At 44.8% G+C, this 19911-nt stretch carries 19 protein-coding genes; 7 read left to right on the top strand and 12 right to left on the bottom strand.

Translation table 11 applies throughout. The features are described from left to right. Nucleotides 1–167 precede the first annotated feature (167 nt). The 12 genes from HFELIS_RS00830 to HFELIS_RS00885 form a co-directional block, all read right to left on the bottom strand. Nucleotides 168–1631 (bottom strand): MBL fold metallo-hydrolase, encoded by a 1464-nt coding sequence (locus tag HFELIS_RS00830; protein WP_013468640.1) that lies wholly within the window; start codon nt 1629–1631, stop codon nt 168–170. Further along, complete coding sequence (locus tag HFELIS_RS00835) at nt 1562–1795, bottom strand: hypothetical protein (protein ID WP_041302682.1); 234 nt, start codon at nt 1793–1795, stop codon at nt 1562–1564. Before HFELIS_RS00835 ends, HFELIS_RS00830 begins: the two co-directional genes overlap by 70 nt. Continuing rightward, complete coding sequence (gene dnaK, locus HFELIS_RS00840; RefSeq protein ID WP_013468641.1) at nt 1795–3657, bottom strand: molecular chaperone DnaK; 1863 nt, start codon at nt 3655–3657, stop codon at nt 1795–1797. The genes HFELIS_RS00835 and dnaK overlap by 1 nt, the downstream gene beginning before the upstream one ends. Before the next feature lie 22 nt (nt 3658–3679). Beyond that, nucleotides 3680–4246: a nucleotide exchange factor GrpE gene (gene grpE, locus HFELIS_RS00845; protein ID WP_013468642.1), complete on the bottom strand. Its 567-nt coding sequence runs from the start codon at nt 4244–4246 to the stop codon at nt 3680–3682. Beyond that, entirely contained in the window at nt 4246–5055 is an 810-nt protein-coding gene (locus HFELIS_RS00850) for an HrcA family transcriptional regulator (protein WP_013468643.1), read from the bottom strand. The genes grpE and HFELIS_RS00850 overlap by 1 nt, the downstream gene beginning before the upstream one ends. 223 nt (nt 5056–5278) lie before the next feature. Next, a complete protein-coding gene (locus HFELIS_RS00855; protein ID WP_013468644.1) occupies nt 5279–5788 on the bottom strand; it encodes an isochorismatase family protein in 510 nt (169 codons plus the stop codon). Nucleotides 5789–5832: 44 nt separating this feature from the next. Then, nucleotides 5833–6573, bottom strand: a complete 741-nt coding sequence (truA, locus tag HFELIS_RS00860; RefSeq protein ID WP_013468645.1) for a tRNA pseudouridine(38-40) synthase TruA — start codon at nt 6571–6573, stop codon at nt 5833–5835. Beyond that, entirely contained in the window at nt 6573–7613 is a 1041-nt protein-coding gene (locus tag HFELIS_RS00865; RefSeq protein ID WP_041303025.1) for an LptF/LptG family permease, read from the bottom strand. Before HFELIS_RS00865 ends, truA begins: the two co-directional genes overlap by 1 nt. A gap of 8 nt (nt 7614–7621) precedes the next feature. After that, nucleotides 7622–8254: a protein-L-isoaspartate(D-aspartate) O-methyltransferase gene (locus HFELIS_RS00870; RefSeq protein ID WP_013468647.1), complete on the bottom strand. Its 633-nt coding sequence runs from the start codon at nt 8252–8254 to the stop codon at nt 7622–7624. Next, the gene (locus tag HFELIS_RS00875) at nt 8254–9297 is read right to left on the bottom strand and encodes a ribonucleotide-diphosphate reductase subunit beta (RefSeq protein WP_013468648.1); all 1044 of its coding nucleotides are present in this window, start codon (nt 9295–9297) and stop codon (nt 8254–8256) included. The genes HFELIS_RS00870 and HFELIS_RS00875 overlap by 1 nt, the downstream gene beginning before the upstream one ends. 50 nt (nt 9298–9347) lie before the next feature. After that, nucleotides 9348–10343: an A/G-specific adenine glycosylase gene (locus HFELIS_RS00880; RefSeq protein WP_013468649.1), complete on the bottom strand. Its 996-nt coding sequence runs from the start codon at nt 10341–10343 to the stop codon at nt 9348–9350. Continuing rightward, the gene (locus tag HFELIS_RS00885; RefSeq protein ID WP_013468650.1) at nt 10318–11109 is read right to left on the bottom strand and encodes a glycosyltransferase family 25 protein; all 792 of its coding nucleotides are present in this window, start codon (nt 11107–11109) and stop codon (nt 10318–10320) included. Before HFELIS_RS00885 ends, HFELIS_RS00880 begins: the two co-directional genes overlap by 26 nt. A 78-nt stretch (nt 11110–11187) precedes the next feature. Between HFELIS_RS00885 and trpD the strand changes: the two genes are divergently transcribed. From trpD to HFELIS_RS00920, 7 genes are all read left to right on the top strand, one after another. Beyond that, a complete protein-coding gene (trpD, locus tag HFELIS_RS00890; RefSeq protein WP_013468651.1) occupies nt 11188–12198 on the top strand; it encodes an anthranilate phosphoribosyltransferase in 1011 nt (336 codons plus the stop codon). Next, nucleotides 12191–13549: a bifunctional indole-3-glycerol-phosphate synthase TrpC/phosphoribosylanthranilate isomerase TrpF gene (trpCF, locus tag HFELIS_RS00895; RefSeq protein ID WP_013468652.1), complete on the top strand. Its 1359-nt coding sequence runs from the start codon at nt 12191–12193 to the stop codon at nt 13547–13549. The genes trpD and trpCF overlap by 8 nt, the downstream gene beginning before the upstream one ends. Beyond that, complete coding sequence (gene trpB / locus HFELIS_RS00900) at nt 13549–14745, top strand: tryptophan synthase subunit beta (protein ID WP_013468653.1); 1197 nt, start codon at nt 13549–13551, stop codon at nt 14743–14745. The genes trpCF and trpB overlap by 1 nt, the downstream gene beginning before the upstream one ends. A 386-nt stretch (nt 14746–15131) precedes the next feature. Beyond that, nucleotides 15132–16331, top strand: coding sequence for a coiled-coil domain-containing protein (locus HFELIS_RS00905; RefSeq protein ID WP_013468655.1), 1200 nt, complete (start codon nt 15132–15134; stop codon nt 16329–16331). An 8-nt stretch (nt 16332–16339) separates the two neighbouring features. Next, a complete protein-coding gene (locus HFELIS_RS00910) occupies nt 16340–19012 on the top strand; it encodes an acetate and sugar kinases/Hsc70/actin family protein (RefSeq protein WP_013468656.1) in 2673 nt (890 codons plus the stop codon). 10 nt (nt 19013–19022) lie between these two features. Next, nucleotides 19023–19598 carry a hypothetical protein gene (locus tag HFELIS_RS00915; RefSeq protein ID WP_013468657.1) on the top strand — a complete coding sequence of 192 codons (576 nt, stop codon included), beginning with the start codon at nt 19023–19025 and terminating at the stop codon, nt 19596–19598. Between the two features lie 43 nt (nt 19599–19641). After that, nucleotides 19642–19911: a hypothetical protein gene (locus HFELIS_RS00920; protein WP_013468658.1), complete on the top strand. Its 270-nt coding sequence runs from the start codon at nt 19642–19644 to the stop codon at nt 19909–19911.

Consider the following 19911-nt stretch of genomic DNA (forward strand, 5'->3'; position numbering starts at 1 on the left):
CCTTTGCATGAAAAGTAGAAGTCAAGGAAGAATGAGAGAAATTAGAGAGAGTTACCCCCCCCCCCCGCACCAATGAGCCGAGTTAGACATAGCAATCCTTTTTGTAGAAGTAAAACTCTAATTTTAAAGAGTTGAGCCTAATGCAAGGTTAACAAGCTATATTTTTGCTAGTTAGCAAGCGCCCCTAAACCCTCACAACACACATTGGTGAAATGAAACCAAAACGCGCTTTCATAGACATTTGGATTGCGCCACACACGGCAATGAAACCCGATGGAAAAATCCTCAAAAGGGAGTTTACGCGCCACAACTAAGGCTAAAATTTCTGCCCGCATTTTAAGCACCATGATTTTAAAGCCTTCTTTGGCTTCTAGCATGGTTTCTTCAGGCTCAAGCGTTCTAAAGCTTTGAGTAGAAAAGTCTGCCACAACTTTAGCCCCTAGCTCTTGGCTAAAATCATCGTTAGTGGGCACAAAATATACAATCTGCCGATCGTGATAATTAGCCTCTTTTAAGTAGGCGATGAGTTTGATTGGGTCGTAATGATAAGTTTCTTTAAGCTTTTGAATCTCCACTTCTGGCTCAGGTAAATTTAATAGAGTTGTGGGGACTTCCTGTTGATTTGTTCCATTAGAAGTAAAGCTATAAAGGGTGTCAGGTCTGGGCTCAAGGTAGCGCGCTTGCACAGCATTACAAAGATTTTCATAATCTTTAGGGCAGTGTTTATGGTTGCGTTGGGCTATCATCTTATCCCGCTGTGCCCTCTCTTTAAACATCCCTGCGTAGGGCATATAGGCTTTAGGGCGACAAACCTGCATTAAATCCTCCACTCCTTTAAAAGCACCCTTTAAATTGCGCTTTAAAATACTCTCTTGTTCTGCGTGGCTGTAATTTTCAAAGCAGAGAGGAAAACCACTCGCTCCCCCAGCAAAGGCACTACACAATAGGCTTAAATTTTGGGGCAAAATGTATTGGTTTAAAAAATTGCTATCCACACTCAAAATGATTTCATGCCCTTCTAGGCACAAATACAGCCCGCTATCATCTCTAAAATCCCCGGATTTAAGCAGTGCAAGTTGCGCGCTCTCAGAGACTTGATAAATCTGCTTAAAATCTAAGGGGATCACATTCTTAAAGCCTAAATTTTGCAAGCCTTTCTGTGTGCTTTTGGAGTCAAAATTAGCGCAAATGATCAATGTATCTTTACTGACTAACTCTAAAGTTTGAGGGCTGAGGTGATCGGGGTGGTTGTGAGAGATATAGATCAAATCCGCTTCTTGCAAGGCCTGCAGAGCTTGCTCAGAGCTAGGATGGGCATGCCACCACCCAGTTAGAAACGCTGACCCTAGTAGCCATGGATCGGTTAAAATGTGCAACCCTCCGCCATAAAGGGATACACAGGCATGGTTGTGGTAACGCAGGCTAAAATTGCCTCTTGTGGTGGGTTTAAAGGGGTTGTGCAAATTGCTGGGTTTGTATAGGGTTAGGGTATTGTTTTTATGAGTATAGGTGGTAGGATCGATGGGAGTTTTGGTGCTCCCATTTTGATAAGTTAAAGTGTTTAAATCAAGTTTCCAAGAATGCTTGGGGCAGGCAAGTTCCCCCCCCCCCCCCCGCAGGGGCGCAAACATCCACCCATGTGATCGCAACGATCATCAATGAGCCAAACTACTTTGCCCTGTTCTAACTTGGCATAGTAGCCCCCCTCTAGGGCGTGGACACCATCTTGCAGGCTTGGCAACTCTAGGGCTAAAACCTCTTGTTTGGCTTCAAACGCCCCTAAGTGCTCTAGCATTACTCCACCTCAGCGTCAATCACATCTTCATCTTTTTTTGCAGACTGAGGATTTTTCTCCTTTTGCATCATCGCTTCGGTGAGCTTTTTGGATGCCTCAGCTAGGGCTTTGATTTTACCCTCGACCTCTTCTTTAGTGGCGTTCTCATTTTTAACACTTGCCTCTAAGTCGCTCAAAGCGTTTTGGATTTTTTCCACTTCGCCAGCCTCTAAATTGGCTTTATGCTCTTCAAGACCTTTTTTGGTTTCATGCGCCAAACTCTCGGCCTGGTTTTTGAGCTCCACCACAGCTTTACGGCGGGTGTCCTCTTCTTTGTGCAACTCTGCGTCTTTAACCATTTTTTCAATTTCGCTATCGCTCAAGCCGCTAGAACCGGTGATCCTGATTTCTTGGGATTTACCAGTATTTTTATCCTTAGCAGAAACGGTTAAAATCCCGTTTGCGTCAATGTCAAAGGTAACCTCAATTTGAGGGATACCTCTTGGTTGAGGGGAGATGCCAGTTAGATCAAATTTACCCAGAGATTTATTGTCCTTAGCAAATTCGCGCTCACCCTGTAAAACTAAGATAGACACGGCGGGTTGGTTATCCTCAGCGGTAGAAAAAATCTGCGCCTTTTTAGCTGGAATGGTGGTGCCCTTTTCAATGACCTTAGTCATCACCCCGCCTAAAGTTTCAATACCCAAACTTAAAGGGATAACATCAAGCAGTAAGACATCTTTCACATCACCCTTTAATACGCCTGCTTGGATACTTGCCCCCACAGCCACGACCTCATCAGGGTTAACAGATTTATTTAACTCTTTATTGATAAAGCTTTTGACGCGTTCTTGCACTTTGGGGATGCGCGTAGAGCCACCCACCATCACCACTTCAGCAATGTCGCCACGGCTTAAACCCGCATCTTGGATCACGCTATCAATTTTTTTAATGGTGTCTTCAATCAAATCATCAATCAAGCTCTCAAACTTAGCACGGCTGATCTTTTTGACCAAGTGTTTAGGACCGCTGGCATCTGCGGTGATAAAGGGCAGGTTAATTTCGCTCTCTTGAGCCGAACTTAATTCCTTTTTGGCGTTTTCGCTAGCTTCTTTCAAGCGTTGCAACGCCATGATGTCTTTTTTAATGTCGATGCCATTCTCGCTCTCAAACTCTTTGGCGATAAAATCAATGATGCGGTTATCAAAGTCATCTCCACCCAAGAAAGCATCCCCCCCAGTGGCTAGCACTTCTACGACATTATCCCCAGTTTCAAGCACAGTAACATCAAAAGTCCCCCCACCCAAATCATAAACCATGATTTTTTCAGACTCTTTCTTATCAAGCCCATAAGCCAGTGCCGCTGAAGTGGGCTCGTTGATGATACGCAACACATTCAAGCCTGCAATGGTGCCGGCCTCTTTGGTGGCTTTTCTTTGGCTGTCATTAAAATAAGCAGGCACGGTGATCACCGCTTCGCTCACAGATTCACCCAAATAACTCTCTGCGTCCTCTTTGAGTTTCATTAAAATTTTGGCTGAGATTTCTTGGGGAGTGTAAATTTTATCTGCAATTTCCACCGCACAAGCCCCGTTACGATCCACGATTTTATAGGGCAGGCGTTTTTTAGCTTCTTGGGCTTTATCCTCATTGCTCATCAAGCCCATGATTCGTTTGATCGAATAGATTGTTTTCTCTGGGTTGGTAACCGCTTGGCGTTTGGCACTCTCGCCCACTAAGATTTCACCCTTATCAGTGAAAGCCACCACTGAGGGGGTTGTATTTTTACCCTCTTTGTTGGCGATAATCTTTGCCTCATTGCCCTCATAAACCGCCATCGCGGAGTTTGTTGTTCCTAAGTCAATACCAATGACTTTTGCCATTTTTAGATCCTTTGTGTTGAATTTAATTATTTTTAGCGATGCTCACCATCGCAGGGCGCAACAAGCGTTCTTTATACTTGTAGCCTTTTTGGAAAACCTCGACAATCTGCCCCTCTTCTTTGTGATCGGCTTGCACATGCATGATCGCATTGTGCAAGTGGGGATCAAAATCAGAAGCGCACTCCACGCATTCAATGCCATGTTTAGCCAACACCTCATGCATTTTTTGCAAAGTGAGCTCCAAGCCCTCAGAGATGGCACTGCTTCCCTCCTGCTTGGCACTTTGCAAAGCCGCGTGCAAGGTGTCGATCACGGGCAATAAATCTTGGGCGATCTTTTCATAAGCGTATTCTAGTGCCATCGATTTATCTTTTTCTAGGCGTTTTTTGACATTTTCAAAATCCGCATGGGTGCGCAAATACAAATCCTGAGCTTCCTTAAATTTGGCTTGGTAGTCGATCGCAGGTTCTTGTGCAGTTTCTACGGGGCAGGTGTGGGTTTCCTCACAACTTTGATAGTCCGCCTCTTGCTCCACCTGCGAAGCCATGTTTTTTGAATCGTCTTTGTCTTTTAAACCTATATCTTGCATTAGGATACCTTTCTAATAGAATGATAAAAGCCCTCAAAATCCTGTTCAAGTCCACCCACACAAAACATCTTCATCTCTTCATCTTGGGTTTTGATCGGGCGCAACACCCCTAAGAATCCTAAGGGTAATATTTTTTCAAAGTGCAAACCTTGTTCTAAATGTCTAAATAGATTCCCCCCTACAATCTCCAAAAACAACCCCTCTAGTTTTTTAGAGTTGATGGCTTGTAAGAGTTTTGCCAACACACAGAGTCCAAAGTAAAGTTGCTCTTGGTAGCACGCCTCTATCTGTTTGGCTAAACTGGTCGCGCACACAGATAGGGCGATGTTTTGAATGGCCTTACATTCTAGCCCGATAAGGTCTTTGATAAATATTTCTAATTTTTTGTTGTAATGAAGCAACATTTGTGTGCTCTCAAAATCCAAGATTAAGAAACGATCGTTGTGGTTATAGACGGCTTGCAATACCGCTTGTTTATAACGCTCCACCACACTAAAAATCTCATAGCGTTGGCTCGCTTCTTGTAATTTTTGCAAATCCACTTCTAAGGGCGTGCTTAAATCAAGTTTAGCGCGCCAATAACTTTTAAGGGCCCCATTAGTGGGGATACGCCCGCTACTGGTATGGCTTTGGCGCATCGCACCATCATTAGTGAGCATTTTAAAGTAATTGCGGATAGTGGCCGAAGAAATTTGCGTATCTTGCCTCTCTTTGAGCGCTAAACGCAAACTTTCAGAACCCACAGGCGCGTGGCTATCTAAATAGGTTTTAATAAACGCTTCTAAGAGCCACTCTTTTTTAACACCCATGGTTTCCTTTCTTAAAAATTTGGGCGCAGTATAGCATAAATTTTACAAAATTTAGCATTCTTTTTAAAATATTGCTAAAAATATGCCTTTTTTGGGCGTTTAAATCCAAAACTTGATACAAGTTATATCAACTTATATAAGTAATTTTACTAAAAATTCTTACCATAAATAGCAAGTATTAAGGGTGTAAACCTCAATGCAAACCCCCTCCTACTTTTAAAAATCACTTGATGATTTTAGAGATGGCTTTAAAACTAGGGTGTGTGTAGGTGCGCATGGCCTCAAAAGCGACAATTTCACTAGAGAGAATCCTAGCCCCCAAGCTTCTTAGATGATCTAGGGCTAATTGCTTATTGCTCTGATCCCTAGAACTGGTGCAATCGGCTAAAAGTGTGGGGGTAAAGCCCGCTTTTAAAAAATCTTGGGCGGTTTGCAAGACACAAACATGCGCTTCAATGCCCAGTATAAAAAGGGGCGCGCCCTGTGGGATTTTATCTTGCAAAGCCTCATAAGCACTAAAGGCTTGCTTTTGTTCAACACTAAAGGGGTATTTAGCCAGCGCACTTAGAGTTGTGCCCAACTTGTCGGGGTTTTGTTCTGTGGCTAGAATGGGAAATTTTAATTCTTTGGCGATTTCTAAGAATTTGAGACAATTAGTCAAAAGCGCGTCTTTTTGGGACATCACAGGAAAAAGTTTTTCTTGAATGTCAATAAGAATCACATGGGGGGTCATAGCAAGCTCCTTAAAATAAGATAAAGGATTGTAATTGACCTGCATTAAGTGATTGCAAATGGCGGGTAAGCGACACGTGCCAAATAAAGCCCTTGTGGGGGGGCTAAAAGGTGATGATGGCGCGCGCGCGTGGCAATTTGGGCTTTTAAATCCTCTAGGGATAATTTGCCTAAAGAGTGCGCCAAAGCCGCGCTTACCATCAAGCGTACTTGCGCGCGCAAAAAAGAGGGGGCGCGTATTGCTATGACTATGCATGGGTGGTTGTATAGGACGCGCTGATAAACCTTTGTACTATGAATCGTGCGCTGTGTGTGCCGTGTTTCGCGTTTGCAAAAGAATTTAAAATCATGTGTGCCTACAAAGAGATTTAGGGCTTCTTGAATAAGCTTAAGAGGTCCATAGGCACAATGGGCGATAAAACGGCTTAAAAAGGGAGAGGGGGGTATGTTCGTGCATATATAGCGATAGAGTCGCCAAGTGGCGTCAAAGCGCGGATGAAAATCTAGGGGGACTTCTTGTATACCTTTACACAAAATAGGGGCAGGCAGTTTAGGGGGGAGATGTCTTTGCAGGGTTTGTAGGCTTAAAGGCGTGCTAAAAGAAATCACTTGGCAGAGGGCATGCACTCCCCTATCTGTGCGCCCGGCACATAAAATGGGGCTAGAAATCCCTAATTTTAATAGCGCACTCTCAAGCGCGCCCTCTACACTGGGCAAATTGGGCTGTTTGGCATAGCCATAAAAGGCACTCCCATCATAGGCCAAGAGCATTTGAAAACGCCCCATTAGTAAGAACACACCACCTTGTAGCGGTAAAGCCAATAAGAACCCAACATCCACACAATGGGCAGGCTAATTGTGCCCACTAGAGGGAAATCTTGACTGATGATGTGCATGAGCAAAAAATAGATACCCGTAGTAATGAGAACATAGACATAGGAGAGATTCTTAGCATAGCGCGGATTAGCGATCCCAAATAAAGGGATGCAAAATAGGCTGGCTAAAGGGAAAAGGGCGACTAAAATGGCTTGAGTGAAACGGCGTTGTTGGTGCGCATTGGGGTGGGCTCCAAAAGCTTTTCCCCAATACCCTATAAAATCATGCCCATACAAATACGCCGCATCCTTGCGCTCAGAGAGAGCGGGTTTATTTTTTAAAATAAGTTCTTTAAAATGCACTTTGCGCACCTGCCCTTTGGCCGCAAAATACGCATTACCATGGTCTAATTCCAACTCAAAGAGTCCATTTTGATTGCGGATACGCCCCTCTTTGGCGATAATAAAACTCTCTGTGCTCAAGCCACTATGTGAGAAAAGCACCAAATCGCCAAAAACTCCGTTCTGACTCTTGCCCACATATACTAGCCAATCGCCCAGCTTTTGCCCAAATTCCCCCGCTTGGATATTCACATCGACTCGTTCTTTTTTATCGCGCAAAAAGGAGTAATACGCACTCTTGGAGGCGGGCACCAAGATCAAAGAAAACACCAATAAGAGCGCGCTCACTACCAAACAAAGGGGCAAAAACGCGCGCACAATTTGCCTAGGAGCTATACCTAAAGAGAAAAAGACCAAAAGCTCATGGTCGTAGGATAAGCGTGCCAAGCCGATCACACAAGCCCCAAAAAAGGTAATGGGGATGATGAAAAAGAGAGTTCCGGGCAAAAGATAAAAATAAAGTTGCAAAAGGTCTAGCGCACTTAGTTTGACCACAAGTGTTACAGTGGCGATGCTAATGAGCATCACAATGGAGGCAATAAAGAAAAGAACGATAAAAAAAGAGAAAAAGACCTGACCTGCCGCGTTGAGCATGTAGTTTTTAGCGATTTGCACGCCTAAACCCCTCTTTCAACCCCGCTTACAATGGGGACAAAGAGACATTGATCGAGCACACTCTCCACAATCAAAACCCCGTTCTTTTTAACAAAACGGGTGATCTGCTGGCTTTGCTGATTGCCAATGGGCGCGACTAATAACCCCCCCTCTTCTAACTGCGCGCTCAAAGCTTGGGGGATGGCTGGAATACAAGCTGAGAGCAAGATTCGATCGTAGGGGGCGTATTGCTCCCAGCCCTGTTGCCCATCGCCTAATTTGGTGTGGATGTTGGTAACTTTGAGTTTTCTAAAACGCTCTTTGGCTTCTAATAGGAGTTTTTCAATGCGCTCAATGGTGAAAACCCGCCTAAAGAGTTTGGAGAGCACCATCGCTTGATACCCGCTTCCACAGCCGATCTCTAGCACGCTATCCACTTGATAGGGCTGTAAGAATTGCGTCATCTTAGCCACGGTTAAAGGGGAGCTGATAAATTGATCTGCGCCCATGGGAAGAGCGTCTAGGGTATAGGCAAGTTGTTTAGAGGGGACAAATTCTGCGCGGGGGATCGCACAAATTGCCTCTTTAATGGGAGCTTCTAGGGGGAAGTGCTTGGCGATGTCTGCGCACATGTGCGCGTTTTGGATGCGGTGCATCAAAAGCCCTCAAAACTCAAACTGCCCTTAGAGTAATTGCTCACCCTAGCCTCAAAGAAGTTTGAGCGTTGGCTATTAAAGCTAGAGAATTGATCCACCCAGCGCATGGGGTGCTTGGTGTGGTAGATTTTAGGCAAGCCAATAGCATGCAAGCGCGTGTCTGCAAGATATTCGATGTAAGCGCGCAGAGTAACAGGGTTGAGGTCTAAAATCTCGCCTTGAGTGATGACTCTCCCCCAAGTGCTCTCTAAATCCACCGCCTCTTTAAACATCTCTAAAATTTCCTCTACTAGGTCTTTGCTAAAGAGATCGGGGCGTTCTTTCTTAAGAGTATGGATCATGCTCTGAAAGAGGGCTAAGTGTGTAACCTCATCGCGCTGGATAAAGCGAATCATCTGCGCAGAACCTAGCATTTTCCCACTTCTAGCTAGCGCGTAAAAAAAGCTAAAACCGCTATAAAAATAAATGCCCTCTAAGATTTGATTGGCCACAAGGGCTTTGAGCAAATTGCGCTCTGTTTGGGTGTGTGCCAAATCCATATAAACCTGCGCCACGCAGTCATTTTTATTTTTCAATGCCTCATCGGTGCGCCACATTTCATAAATCTCATCGCTATTAGCACTGATACTCTCCACCATTACCGCATAACTATGGCTGTGCAAGGCTTCTTCGTAGGCTTGGCGCACCAAACACAGATTAATTTCTGGGGAAGTGATGAAAGGGTTGATATTATCAATCAAGTTATTAGTCTGCAGGCTATCCATAAAAATAAGCTGGGCTAGGGCGCGATCGTAGCCGATTTTTTCTTGCGTGCTGAGTTTAAGATAGTGGGTTTTATCCCCATGCATGCTCACTTCTTCTGGAAACCATGTATTGTGTAACATCGTTTTCCATATCTTATGCGCCCATTGGTATTTGATCTGGTTGAGATCGAACATGCCTGTAGGGTTGCCTCCAAAAATGCGGCGATCTTTAGCAGGTTCTGCAGATTGAGGATTGTAAATTTTTTTGCGTCCAAGAGACCCATTCGTTTCTTTTTGCATAGCACATCCTAAAAGTTGATTTGGGTTTCCCCGTTATAACATGAGTTAGTTTAAAGCCCCGCGAGTTTTAAAATCTTAGCCGTGAGCGCGCTAATGGGGATATTTTTAAGCTGATCTAGGGCTATTCTTTGCAAATGCGCTTCTTGTAAATCCTGCACGCTTGCTTGATACACCTGTGCGCGCACGCGGTATTTAGTGTAGCTATGGCGCACTTGACCTAGAAAGGGTAGAGGGGTTATTTCTTGATTTTTCAGTAGCGGGATTTGATAAAGATGGGCATAAAGCCCCTCATCTTTATAGCTCAAATAAATATGCCCCTTTTGCACACAGATTCCACAAAGTAAACTTAGAGGAACGCTAGGGTTTTTTTTAGCAAGGCTAAACTCTTGAATGTTATTTTTGCCCTGACATGCAAAACTCAAGGGACATAAATGGCATTGAGGGGTTTTCGTGCACACCAACGCCCCCAAATCGATGAGGGCTTGGTTGTGATCAAAAGGGTTATTTGTATTGAGCCAAGCATCCGCTTTGCTCTGCAAAAGAGAGGCCAATCCCTTTTGTTTAGGCGTGATAGCAAAAAAGCGCAACAACACCCTAGCCACATTGGCATCCACCACCCCCACTCCCTCTTTAAATCCAAAACATAGCACCGCGCGCGCGCTATAATCCCCCACCCCGGGCAGAGCGCGTAGAAGCTTGTAATCTTTGGGCAAGTTGCCCCCGTATAATTGTGCGCATATCTGCGCGCTTTTGTGCAAATTCTTAGCCCTTGTGTAGTAACCCAAACCCTTCCATAATAATAACACCTGATCTAGGGGGGCTAGGGCTAGAGCCTTGAGGGTAGGGAACACCTTCAAAAAGGGGTCAAAAAATCGTTCCAAAACCACGCCAATTTGTGTTTGTTGGGACATGATTTCAGAGATATAGACCTCATAGGGCGCGTTAGGACCATGCAAATGGCGGATGGGCATATCTTTACGCCCGCAGCACTCATACCATTCTAGCAGTGCCTCGTGCGCCCTATTTTCTTTGTTGGAATCTGACATAATAAGGGTGAAGTTTTTTAAAGAATCTAAGAGGCGCAGGGCAGGTAACATTGCGATCTCTAGTGATATTGCCTGTAGTGCTATTCTCACGAATCACAAAGGGCTTGATCACATAATTTTTGACCCCATGCAAATAGGTATTTTCCATCACACAATCTACAGGCATGACCCATTTTTGACTGGCCTTTAAAAATTTAGAGGCGGCTTTTGGAGTGATGATATAGCCTTGCGTGCCACTCCCCCAAGTGAATGGTTTGATTTCAAACACGCCAAGAATGGGTGTTGTTTCCAAAGGATAGTCAAATAAATGCATCAAACGCACCCAATGCAAGCGAGGTATATAAGACTCGATGTAGTCAAGATTTTCCACAAAGTGGGGTTCTAAAGCAATGTCGTCTTCTAAGATACAAATGGGCTCTTGCAAAGCGACACAACGCTGCCACAAGGCATAATGGCTAGCAAAACACCCCAGTTCTCCTAAACTCATGGGCACGCCCTCTTGTTGGAACGCGTACCAGCAAGCTTGCAAATAAGACAGCCAATTTTTAGGCGTGGAGGCTTGCACACTGGGGTGGATAAAAAAGGGGTGTAGGTGTTTAGCCACGAGCGGATGTAAACCCTCTGAGGTTTGAGAATAGATCGCTTCAAAGACCTCAACTGGATGTTTGTTTTGCTCTAAAGATTGCAATAAGCCTTCAATATTGCGCTCTTTAAGCCCCCACTGCGTGCAAGTGGCTTTAGATAAATGAATAATAAAGATTCGCATACATTCTCCAAAAGAGGGTATTATAGCAAGTCTTCGATGCGCCTGTGCTATAATCGCGCTTTATTCTCAAGGTAGAACATGCCCCTTTTTGTGGATTTACTCAACCATCTTTGCGCCAAGCAAGACCTACAACCCTCCCAAGTTGACGCGCTGTTTAAAGGCATTCTCAAGGGAAATTTAAGCGATATTGAATTGAGCGCGTTACTCATCGCGCTCAAATGCAAGGGGGAGAGCCCCCTAGAGATTTCTAGCGCGGTGCAAGCGTGCTTGCAAGAGGGGCAGAGTTTGAGCTACCCTTTTGAAGTGGTGGATAATTGTGGCACAGGTGGGGATGGGCTTAAGAGCTTTAATATCAGCACCATTAGTGCCTTTGTGTGCGCGAGCTTGGGCGTAAAAATAGCTAAGGCGGGCAATTATAGCTCTAGTGGGAGCGGAAGCGCGCAACTTTTAGAACAGCTAGGTTTTAATATCCGTCTAAGTGCTAAACAGATTACTAAAAGCCTAGATTTAACCCATTTTGCCTTTCTCTTTGCTCCCCTTTTCTACCCCAGTTTTGCTAAAGCCGCGCCCCTAAGAAAAACCCTGCAAACCCGCACTATTTTTAACTTGCTAGGACCTTTGCTAAACCCCCTGCGCCCACAAGCCCAACTTTTAGGCGTGTATGATCCCAAACTCTGCTACCCGCTCGCTTTGGCTTTACAAAATTTGGGCGTGCAGAGGGCGTTAGTGGTGCATGGTGCTAGCAGTGATGAAATCGCTCTGCATGGAACGACTTTAGTTTGTGAACTCAAAGAGGGGCAAATACAACAATACGAGTTAAACCCTAGTGATTTTGACTTAGAGAGTTACCCCTTAGAGGCAATCCAAGTAGAGAGCATAGAGCAGAGCGCGCGTATTTGTTTAGAGTTATTGCAAGGGGGGGGCACGCCCGCCCAAAAGGCGAGTGTTATTGCCAATAGCGCGGGGGTGTTGGTGCTAGCAGGCAGGGCTAATAATTTTAAAGAGGGGGCTGAACTAGCCAAAGAGCACTTAAAAAGCCAACAAGCCTACACCCATTTACAAAGGATGATTGAAATTAGCCATGCATGACTTGCTAAAAACTATGTTAGAACATAAAGAATTAGAGATACAAACCCTAAAGAATCGCTATAACCTGCCTGAAAATCTTAAACCTGCCCAAAGAGATTTTTACCAAGCCCTGCAAGAGAGGCGCACTAGCTTTATTTTAGAGTGCAAACAAGCCTCCCCCTCTAAGGGCTTGATTCGAAGCCCCTTTAATTTAGCTAAAATCGCTAAGATTTATGAAAAATACGCCACTTGTATTTCTGTGCTCACCGATGAAAAGTATTTTAAAGGCTCGTTTGAGAACTTGCACCTTGTAGCCACCCACACTAGCAAGCCCCTTTTGTGCAAGGATTTCATCATCGACCCCTTTCAGGTGCGCTTGGCGCGTTATATGGGCGCAGATGCGATCTTGCTCATGTTGAGCGCGCTCAAAAGTGAGACCTACAAGAGCCTTAGCGATCTAGCCAAATCGTTAGGAATGGCAGTTTTAACTGAGGTGAGCAATAAGGACGAAGTCAAAAGAGCCCTAGATTTAAACGCCTCCATCATTGGGATCAACAATCGCGATCTCAAAACTCTTAAAGTGGATTTGAACACCACCTTAGAACTCAGGGCGTTAATCCCAGAGGATAAGCTTGTCATCAGCGAATCTGGGATTAGCACCCATGCCCATGTTAAAAAACTTTGCCCATCAGTGGATGGCTTTTTAGTAGGAAGCTCTTTAATGGCGCAAAAAAACCTAGAAAAGGCATGTAAAAAGCTCATCTTGGGGGAAAATAAAGTCTGTGGGCTCAAAAGAGTCAAGGACGCTAAGGCAGTGTATAAGAGTGGCTTTATTTATGGCGGTTTGATCTTTGATCCTCACAGCCCGCGCTATATCCCTCCCAAAAAGGCTGCCAAACTCATTAAAAAAGTGCCCAAACTTGACTTTGTAGGGGTGTTTGTAGAAACTGACATCAAAACCATCATTAAGAGGGTTTACAAATTGGGGTTAAAGGCGGTGCAATTACATGGCAATTACAGCCCTAAACAAATGACACTGCTCAAAGCCTCTTTGACTTGCCCGGTGTGGCAGGTGGTGCGTGTCGCACCCAAAGCGCACAAACTAGACACGCACGCTACTTATGCGGATTTGGTGCTCTATGATAGCAAGGGGGCTAGGGCGGGGGGTAATGGGGTTGTTTTTTCTTGGGAACTCTTAGAGGGACTAGAACACCCCTTTATGTTAGCCGGGGGCTTGAATGCGAGCAATTTAGAAAAGGCGGTTGGCGTGGGGGCTTTGGGTTTAGATTTAAACTCAGGAGTGGAGAGCGCGCCGGGTAAAAAGAGCGCGCAAAAAATCGCCCAAGTGGCAAAAATGTTACGGGAGTATTGATGGATCGTTATTTTGGAGAGTTTGGAGGGGCTTTTGTGCCCGAGTTATTAGTGCCCGCCTTAGAGCAGTTAGAACAGGCGTTTGAAGATTGCCTGCAAGATTCAGAGTTCCAAGCCACATTTAATAACCTTTTAACAGATTTTGTAGGGCGGCCTAGTCCTCTAACTTTAGTGAAAAATTTTTGCCCTAATCCTAAGGTAAAAATGTATCTCAAGCGCGAGGATTTGATCCATGGGGGGGCGCACAAGACTAATCAAGCCTTAGGGCAGGCGTTACTGGCTAAACAAATGGGCAAAAGGCGTGTGATCGCTGAAACGGGCGCAGGACAGCACGGAGTAGCCACAGCGATCGCCTGCGCGTTGTTAGGGTTAGAATGTGTGATTTACATGGGAGAAAAGGACATACAACGCCAAGAGCCTAATGTTTTTCGCATGCGCTTATTGGGCGCGCAAGTGGTGGGTGTGCAAAGTGGAAGCGCAAGCTTGAAGGATGCAATCAATGAAGCCTTGAGAGATTGGGCGAGTTCTTATCCTAGCACGCATTATCTACTAGGCACAGCAGCCGGGCCCCACCCCTACCCGCGCATGGTCAAACACTTTCAAAGCGTGATCGGCACGGAGGCAAAAGCGCAAATTTTAGAAAAAGAGGGCAGATTGCCTGATAGCGTGATCGCGTGCGTGGGTGGGGGCTCAAATGCGATTGGGATTTTTGCCGGATTTTTGGAGGATAAAAGCGTGGGGCTAATAGGGGTTGAACCCGGAGGGTTAGGGTTAGACACGCACAAACACGGAGCGACTTTGTGTAAGGGCAGTGTGGGGATTTTACACGGGTGTAAGAGTTATATTTTACAAGATGAGGAAGGGCAGATAATAGAGAGTCATAGTATCTCTGCTGGGCTAGATTATCCGGGTGTGGGGCCTGAGCATAGCTATTTAAAACAGAGTGGGCGCGCGGAGTATGTGGCTATTAGTGATCAGGAAGCCTTAGAGGCGTTTGTGCATTTAAGCCAAAGCGAGGGGATTATTCCGGCTTTAGAGAGCGCGCATGCGCTAGCTTATGCGCACAAACTCGCTCAAGAATGCCAAAAAGAAACGCTTATGCTGGTGAATTTGAGCGGGCGCGGAGATAAGGACTTAGCCAGTGTGCAGGGGATTTTGCGGGGGGGGGGGGGGGGTAAGTTAAAAAATTTGTGCTAGACTTTGGGTTTTAATTTTAAGGAGGTCATATTGCTAACACGATTGATTTACCGATTGAATAGTTTAAGTGAAGACAAAGAAAAAAGTCAGAGGTTTTCTATAGGCGAATATACTTGCTTTTTAAACTTGCAAGAAATAGAGAATCAGATTATCGTTGAGGTGCATCAATCTGGGGGGGGGGGGGGGTAGACTCGTCTAAAGCCTCTACAGATCGCCCTAGAAATCAAGCCCAACTTCAAGAAACAATCGATAACTATAATCAAGCATCTTGCGGGGGCGCACAGCCTCAAACCTCTTCTACTCAAGATTCTCCAGATGTTCTCCAACTCTTCGCAGAGTTAGAAAGTGCCCTTAAAGAAGAGGGACACCACAAACTAGGAGAATCAATGGGTAAAAAGAAAGATGAATGTAAAGTTTGCAAAGCGTTAAAAAAATTAAGCAAGGGTATTAATACCTTGCATGAAGAACTCACGGCTTTAAAAGCTCAAATTGCAGGGTTAAAAGCACAGCAGGATCTCCCAAGCCAAACTAAAATCGAGCGATTGCAAGATGAACTTTCAGCAGAAGACAAAGAGAACTTAAAGCAAGAAGTTGCTGATCTCAAAAAGCAACTAGGGACAGAACAGCAACAACACTTTGTGGAGTTAAATAATCTCAGAGCAGAATTAGATGGAGAAAATGGACAGGAGGGTTTAAGAGCTCAAAGAGATAAATTCAAAGACGAACTAGAAGGCAAGGAAGGAGAGGAGGGGCTAAGGGCAAAATACCAAAGACTTGAAAACGAGCTAAAGGGCGAAAATGGTTTAAGGGCGCAATGCCAAAAACTCACCGCTGAGTTAGATGGAGAAAATGGACAGGAGGGTTTAAGAACGAGGTGTGCAAAACTTAAAACAGAGCGGGATCAACTGGATACAGAGTTAAATGGGGAGAATGGCGTTAGAAAGCAACTCCAACAAGCAAACAATGAAAAGCAGAAGTTAGAAACACAACTAACCCAGAAGCAAGGCGAATATAACAAGCTCAACGAAGAGCTTACTATAGCCAATAGGGCAAAAGAGACTCTAAACGGCCAGCTAACACAAGCTCGAAGTGCAAACGACACACTCAATAAAGAAAAACAAGACTTAAAAAACCAGCTTAAAGAGGCAAAAGCTTATGAGGAGGAGGCAAAGAGCTATAAAAACCTCTCTCTTGTGCACTTGCTTAATTTAGCTAAGGGCAGCGATCGCTTGTTGGAACGCTTAGAGATTAACAAAAATGCCACCTTAGACGACCTTTTTGTCTCTCAACTAGGACAAGATCGCTTATTTGTACTCAAGTGCATTGCTGAGGACATCCAGTACTTCCGCGAGGATTTACCTAAAATCCAGCCCTTAATCGCCTTTTTTAACGCCCTGTTTTCCCTTTTGGAGTCTTCAACAAAGATCACGCGCCTACAAGTGCAAGAGGGGGATAGCTATAACCCTAGAGAACATGCCACCCCAGAGGCTAGACAACCTTCAAGGGGCAAAATAGCCAAAGTGCACTTTGTAGGCTACAAGCAGGGCTCTAATATTTTTAAAAGCCTTGTTGAGGTTATCAACTAGGAAAATCCATGTCTAAGCATAAAAGACATTGGATCAGCCCCTCTGTTAGGCATATTTTAGATCGTCTAGATCAGATCAAGCAATTAGTCAGAAATTCTATTTTTAGAAAGGAACAACCCATGAATCCCTTAAATTTAAAACATGATAAAGTCCGCCAAACCCTCTCTAGTATCACTTTGCCTATCAACCATCCCATAGCCCTTAAGTTGAAAGAACTCAGCCCAGAAGATCGCAAGTTTTTAAAAGATTTCGAACATATTAAGCGCAACGCTCAGCTCACCCGCAAAGAGATCAAGACCAAAAAAGGGGGAGGGGCAAGCGAGGGCGAGCAACGCCTGTTAGAATTGATCGATAGTATTTGTGCAGCCAATCCTAAAGACCCTTCTAAAGAATTGCTCGCTCTTATAGAAGAATTAGCGTGGTTGCAAGACAATACGAGCGCTAGCCAAGCGTGTATCACCCCCCAAGAATTAGCGCGCGCTAAGAGAATTTTAGGGCAAAACAACGCAATGCGCCGTCTAAGCAAAGAGGCGTTTTTGGAGTTCAAACAATGGCTCTTAGAAGTGGATATGAGGGCGATCAACCTAGACCCCTACAATCACAATCTCTTAGAAGACCCTAATGCTGGGCATTGGGACATCCATCTCCCAAATACCAATAACCAAGATACCATCACCTTTTGCTTCCCTGAACCTACCGCCGATGAACGCTACACCCTCAACACCCGCCACCCCTTAAATGACCAAGATGTCTTTAATCGCAAGGCTGAAGTGGTCGCCATAGACTTTGGCACTAAGAGCACCACAGCAGCAATTTTAGACGCGAATAGCCGTAAGATTCTGCTTGCCATTGGGACATTAGACACTAAAAAAGAGGTGGTAGAAGCGGATTTTGAAAACCCTACTTTCATGGAATTTTACGATTATAAAAAATTCTTAAGAGATTACAACGCTCTAGAGCAACGCCCCTTTACAGATATAGAGGATTTGAGCATCTCACACATGGCTTTTGAGCATTTTAAAGAAGCCACAGGCAACCACTATTACCGCTTTTTCTACAAACTCAAACAATGGGCAGGGACAACGGGCAATGAAGTGCGGGTACAAGACAAGGAGGAAATCGCTTGGGATTTGGGTGATATTACCGACTATGGCGCAAACAAACCCGACCCTGTTGAGATTTACGCTTATCTCTTAGGGCGTTATATCAACAACATGGGAGGCAACCCTGAGGGGGCGCATTTGACCTATCTTTTATCCTATCCTGCCAAATACGAAAAGGAACAAGTTACACACATTAAAGAGAGTTTTATCCGCGGGTTAACAAAATCTCTCCCTCAAGGTATTTTTGACCCCTATGTGAAGGGTAAAAGAGAGAATGAAAAAACCCGTGTAGAAAAAATGATCGTGGAGATGAAGGTGAGCGAACCAGTCGCTTATGCCATTAGCGCGTTGCAAGCCTTTGGTTTCACACTGAAACATTTGGGAGCAGAAGCGATCAATTATGGGGTTTTTGATTTTGGCGGGGGCACGACAGATTTTGATTTTGGTTACTGGCAAAAAAGCGCAGATGAGGACAAGGACTACGATTTGCACCACTTTAACGAAGGGGGTGCAAAATACTTAGGCGGGGAAAACCTTTTAGAACTCTTGGCTTTAGAAGTCTTTAAAGACAATATGGAGGAAGTGCGCCAAAAAGATTTTGTGATCGCTACGCCCAATTACGAGGCGCGCGTAACTAATGTACATACCTTGCGCGCTTTTATTGACAACAAACGCGAGGGACGGCGCAATTTGCAGACCATCGCTGAAGAACTGCGCTCTTTTTTACATGGTTTGGATGAGGAACAAATCGAGGCTGATGAATTAGAGGAAGAACAAATTAGTTTAAATTTAGTCAACCGCCAAGGTGAGCCAAAAAGCGCGCAATTTGTCGTGAATCGTACCAAATTATTAAAGATTTTAAAAACTGAAATCGGAGGGGTTATTGTCAACTTTTTTGAGGCGTTACGCGTGGCCGCGCCTAACATGAAAGATGCCAATGAGGTGCATATTTTCTTAGGCGGGAACTCCAGCCGCTCGCCTTTAGTAAAAATGCTTTTTGAAGAAGAGGCAGCCAAAAGAAAGGCGGAGTCAAAATCCACCATTGATTTTATCATCTACCCCCCCTTAGGCACACCCCAAGCCGATGCGATCATTAAAGAAAAAACCAACAAAGACCCCGAACCCGATCCACACCAACGCGTAACTTGTAAAACGGGAGTCGTTTTTGGACTCTTGGATGGACGCAATCAATACGGCGGAGGGATTAATATCTGCTCTAAGGATGTCTGCCCGGGCAAAGACCCTCTCTTTAAATTCTACTTAGGGCGCAAAAAAGGGGATTGCTTCCATTTGATCTTAGAAAAAGAAGAAATGGTTGTCGGGGAGTGGGTGGAATTTGGTAAGAATTTCAGGGGATCAAGACTAGAGCTTTATTACACCGATAAACCTCTTGCCACCACAAACGAATTGCCCATCGATCAAGCGCACAGAGAACCGATTGACTTTGAAGAGGACTATGAAGAGGGGATTTACCAAATTAAAATCAAGCGGGTCAATACGGATAGTGTGATTGTGGGGGTTTTCACTATGGATGGGGATTCTTGTGAGGACGAACACCTTGTACAATTAAAAGTCTAGGAGAGCTCTTATGTATGCCTATGTTTTTGTAATCCTAAATCAAAAGGTGGGGGTGTTTAAGCGCACCCAACAAGGTGGCTTGATCTTTGTGTGCATGCAGGAGGCAGGAGCGGATTTTTTTACGAATTTTATAGAGATTTATAATATCGATCCGTGCAAGGCGCGGGATTTCTGCTTTGTATGGGAGGAAGGGTGCGATCCAACCTCATTGCCCTATTTTAAACCCCAATTAGAGGGGAGTGTGTGGGGGGCTAGTTTGCTCTGTGATCTGCTTAATATCCTCTACACACAGCACAATCTTAAGGCATGTTTGAAAGACAGTTTAGGGCATTGTTTGGGGGAGGCTAGGGATAGCCACATACTTTACACTAACGCCAATCTAAGTCCTCAAGAGAGCACAAACCTTAAAGTGTTGCCCAATAGTGCGCAATCAGAATGGCAGGTAGAGCAAATGCAAGAAACGCAAAGACTTGAGGAGGCTAGAGGCAAAAAACACCTCAAACCTCAGAGTCCACAACCCACAAATTGCAAGCTAGGTAGACAAGGTGGGGACGAACCCCCTACAACACACGAAACCAACCACTAATTTTAAGGGTGGTGGGGTGGGAAATTTTATTAAGGAGTAAAAAATGGCACAAGCATTTATGGACCCAGATGAAACTGAGGACTTCACCAACCATCTCCAGCAGTTTATGGACGATCTCAACGAAATGGTGCGCAGTTTGAATGGACACTTCCGCGCTTTAGGGGATACCTGGGACGATGCTAAGTATTGGGAATTCGAGGAAGTGCTTAAAGAGTTGGAGAGCTTTTTAAAGCATTTTGATGAGCAGGCTGAGGAGCAAGTGCGCTGGCTCAGACGCAAGATTGAAGAGACGCGTACTTATTTAGGAGTCTAG

This window comes from Helicobacter felis ATCC 49179 (genome assembly GCF_000200595.1).
GTDB classification, from domain to species: Bacteria; Campylobacterota; Campylobacteria; order Campylobacterales; family Helicobacteraceae; genus Helicobacter; species Helicobacter felis.

What these genes read in the sequence shown, in the direction of transcription:
- HFELIS_RS00830 (WP_013468640.1), bottom strand. Translation starts at nt 1,631, where the DNA reads ATGTTTGCGCCCCTGCGGGGGGGGGGGGGGGAACTTGCCTGCCCCAAG.
- HFELIS_RS00835 (WP_041302682.1), bottom strand. Translation starts at nt 1,795, where the DNA reads ATGCTAGAGCACTTAGGGGCGTTTGAAGCCAAACAAGAGGTTTTAGCC.
- dnaK (WP_013468641.1), bottom strand. Translation starts at nt 3,657, where the DNA reads ATGGCAAAAGTCATTGGTATTGACTTAGGAACAACAAACTCCGCGATG.
- grpE (WP_013468642.1), bottom strand. Translation starts at nt 4,246, where the DNA reads ATGCAAGATATAGGTTTAAAAGACAAAGACGATTCAAAAAACATGGCT.
- HFELIS_RS00850 (WP_013468643.1), bottom strand. Translation starts at nt 5,055, where the DNA reads ATGGGTGTTAAAAAAGAGTGGCTCTTAGAAGCGTTTATTAAAACCTAT.
- HFELIS_RS00855 (WP_013468644.1), bottom strand. Translation starts at nt 5,788, where the DNA reads ATGACCCCCCATGTGATTCTTATTGACATTCAAGAAAAACTTTTTCCT.
- truA (WP_013468645.1), bottom strand. Translation starts at nt 6,573, where the DNA reads ATGGGGCGTTTTCAAATGCTCTTGGCCTATGATGGGAGTGCCTTTTAT.
- HFELIS_RS00870 (WP_013468647.1), bottom strand. Translation starts at nt 8,254, where the DNA reads ATGCACCGCATCCAAAACGCGCACATGTGCGCAGACATCGCCAAGCAC.
- HFELIS_RS00875 (WP_013468648.1), bottom strand. Translation starts at nt 9,297, where the DNA reads ATGCAAAAAGAAACGAATGGGTCTCTTGGACGCAAAAAAATTTACAAT.
- HFELIS_RS00880 (WP_013468649.1), bottom strand. Translation starts at nt 10,343, where the DNA reads ATGTCAGATTCCAACAAAGAAAATAGGGCGCACGAGGCACTGCTAGAA.
- HFELIS_RS00885 (WP_013468650.1), bottom strand. Translation starts at nt 11,109, where the DNA reads ATGCGAATCTTTATTATTCATTTATCTAAAGCCACTTGCACGCAGTGG.
- trpD (WP_013468651.1), top strand. Translation starts at nt 11,188, where the DNA reads ATGCCCCTTTTTGTGGATTTACTCAACCATCTTTGCGCCAAGCAAGAC.
- trpCF (WP_013468652.1), top strand. Translation starts at nt 12,191, where the DNA reads ATGCATGACTTGCTAAAAACTATGTTAGAACATAAAGAATTAGAGATA.
- trpB (WP_013468653.1), top strand. Translation starts at nt 13,549, where the DNA reads ATGGATCGTTATTTTGGAGAGTTTGGAGGGGCTTTTGTGCCCGAGTTA.
- HFELIS_RS00905 (WP_013468655.1), top strand. Translation starts at nt 15,132, where the DNA reads ATGGGTAAAAAGAAAGATGAATGTAAAGTTTGCAAAGCGTTAAAAAAA.
- HFELIS_RS00910 (WP_013468656.1), top strand. Translation starts at nt 16,340, where the DNA reads ATGTCTAAGCATAAAAGACATTGGATCAGCCCCTCTGTTAGGCATATT.
- HFELIS_RS00915 (WP_013468657.1), top strand. Translation starts at nt 19,023, where the DNA reads ATGTATGCCTATGTTTTTGTAATCCTAAATCAAAAGGTGGGGGTGTTT.
- HFELIS_RS00920 (WP_013468658.1), top strand. Translation starts at nt 19,642, where the DNA reads ATGGCACAAGCATTTATGGACCCAGATGAAACTGAGGACTTCACCAAC.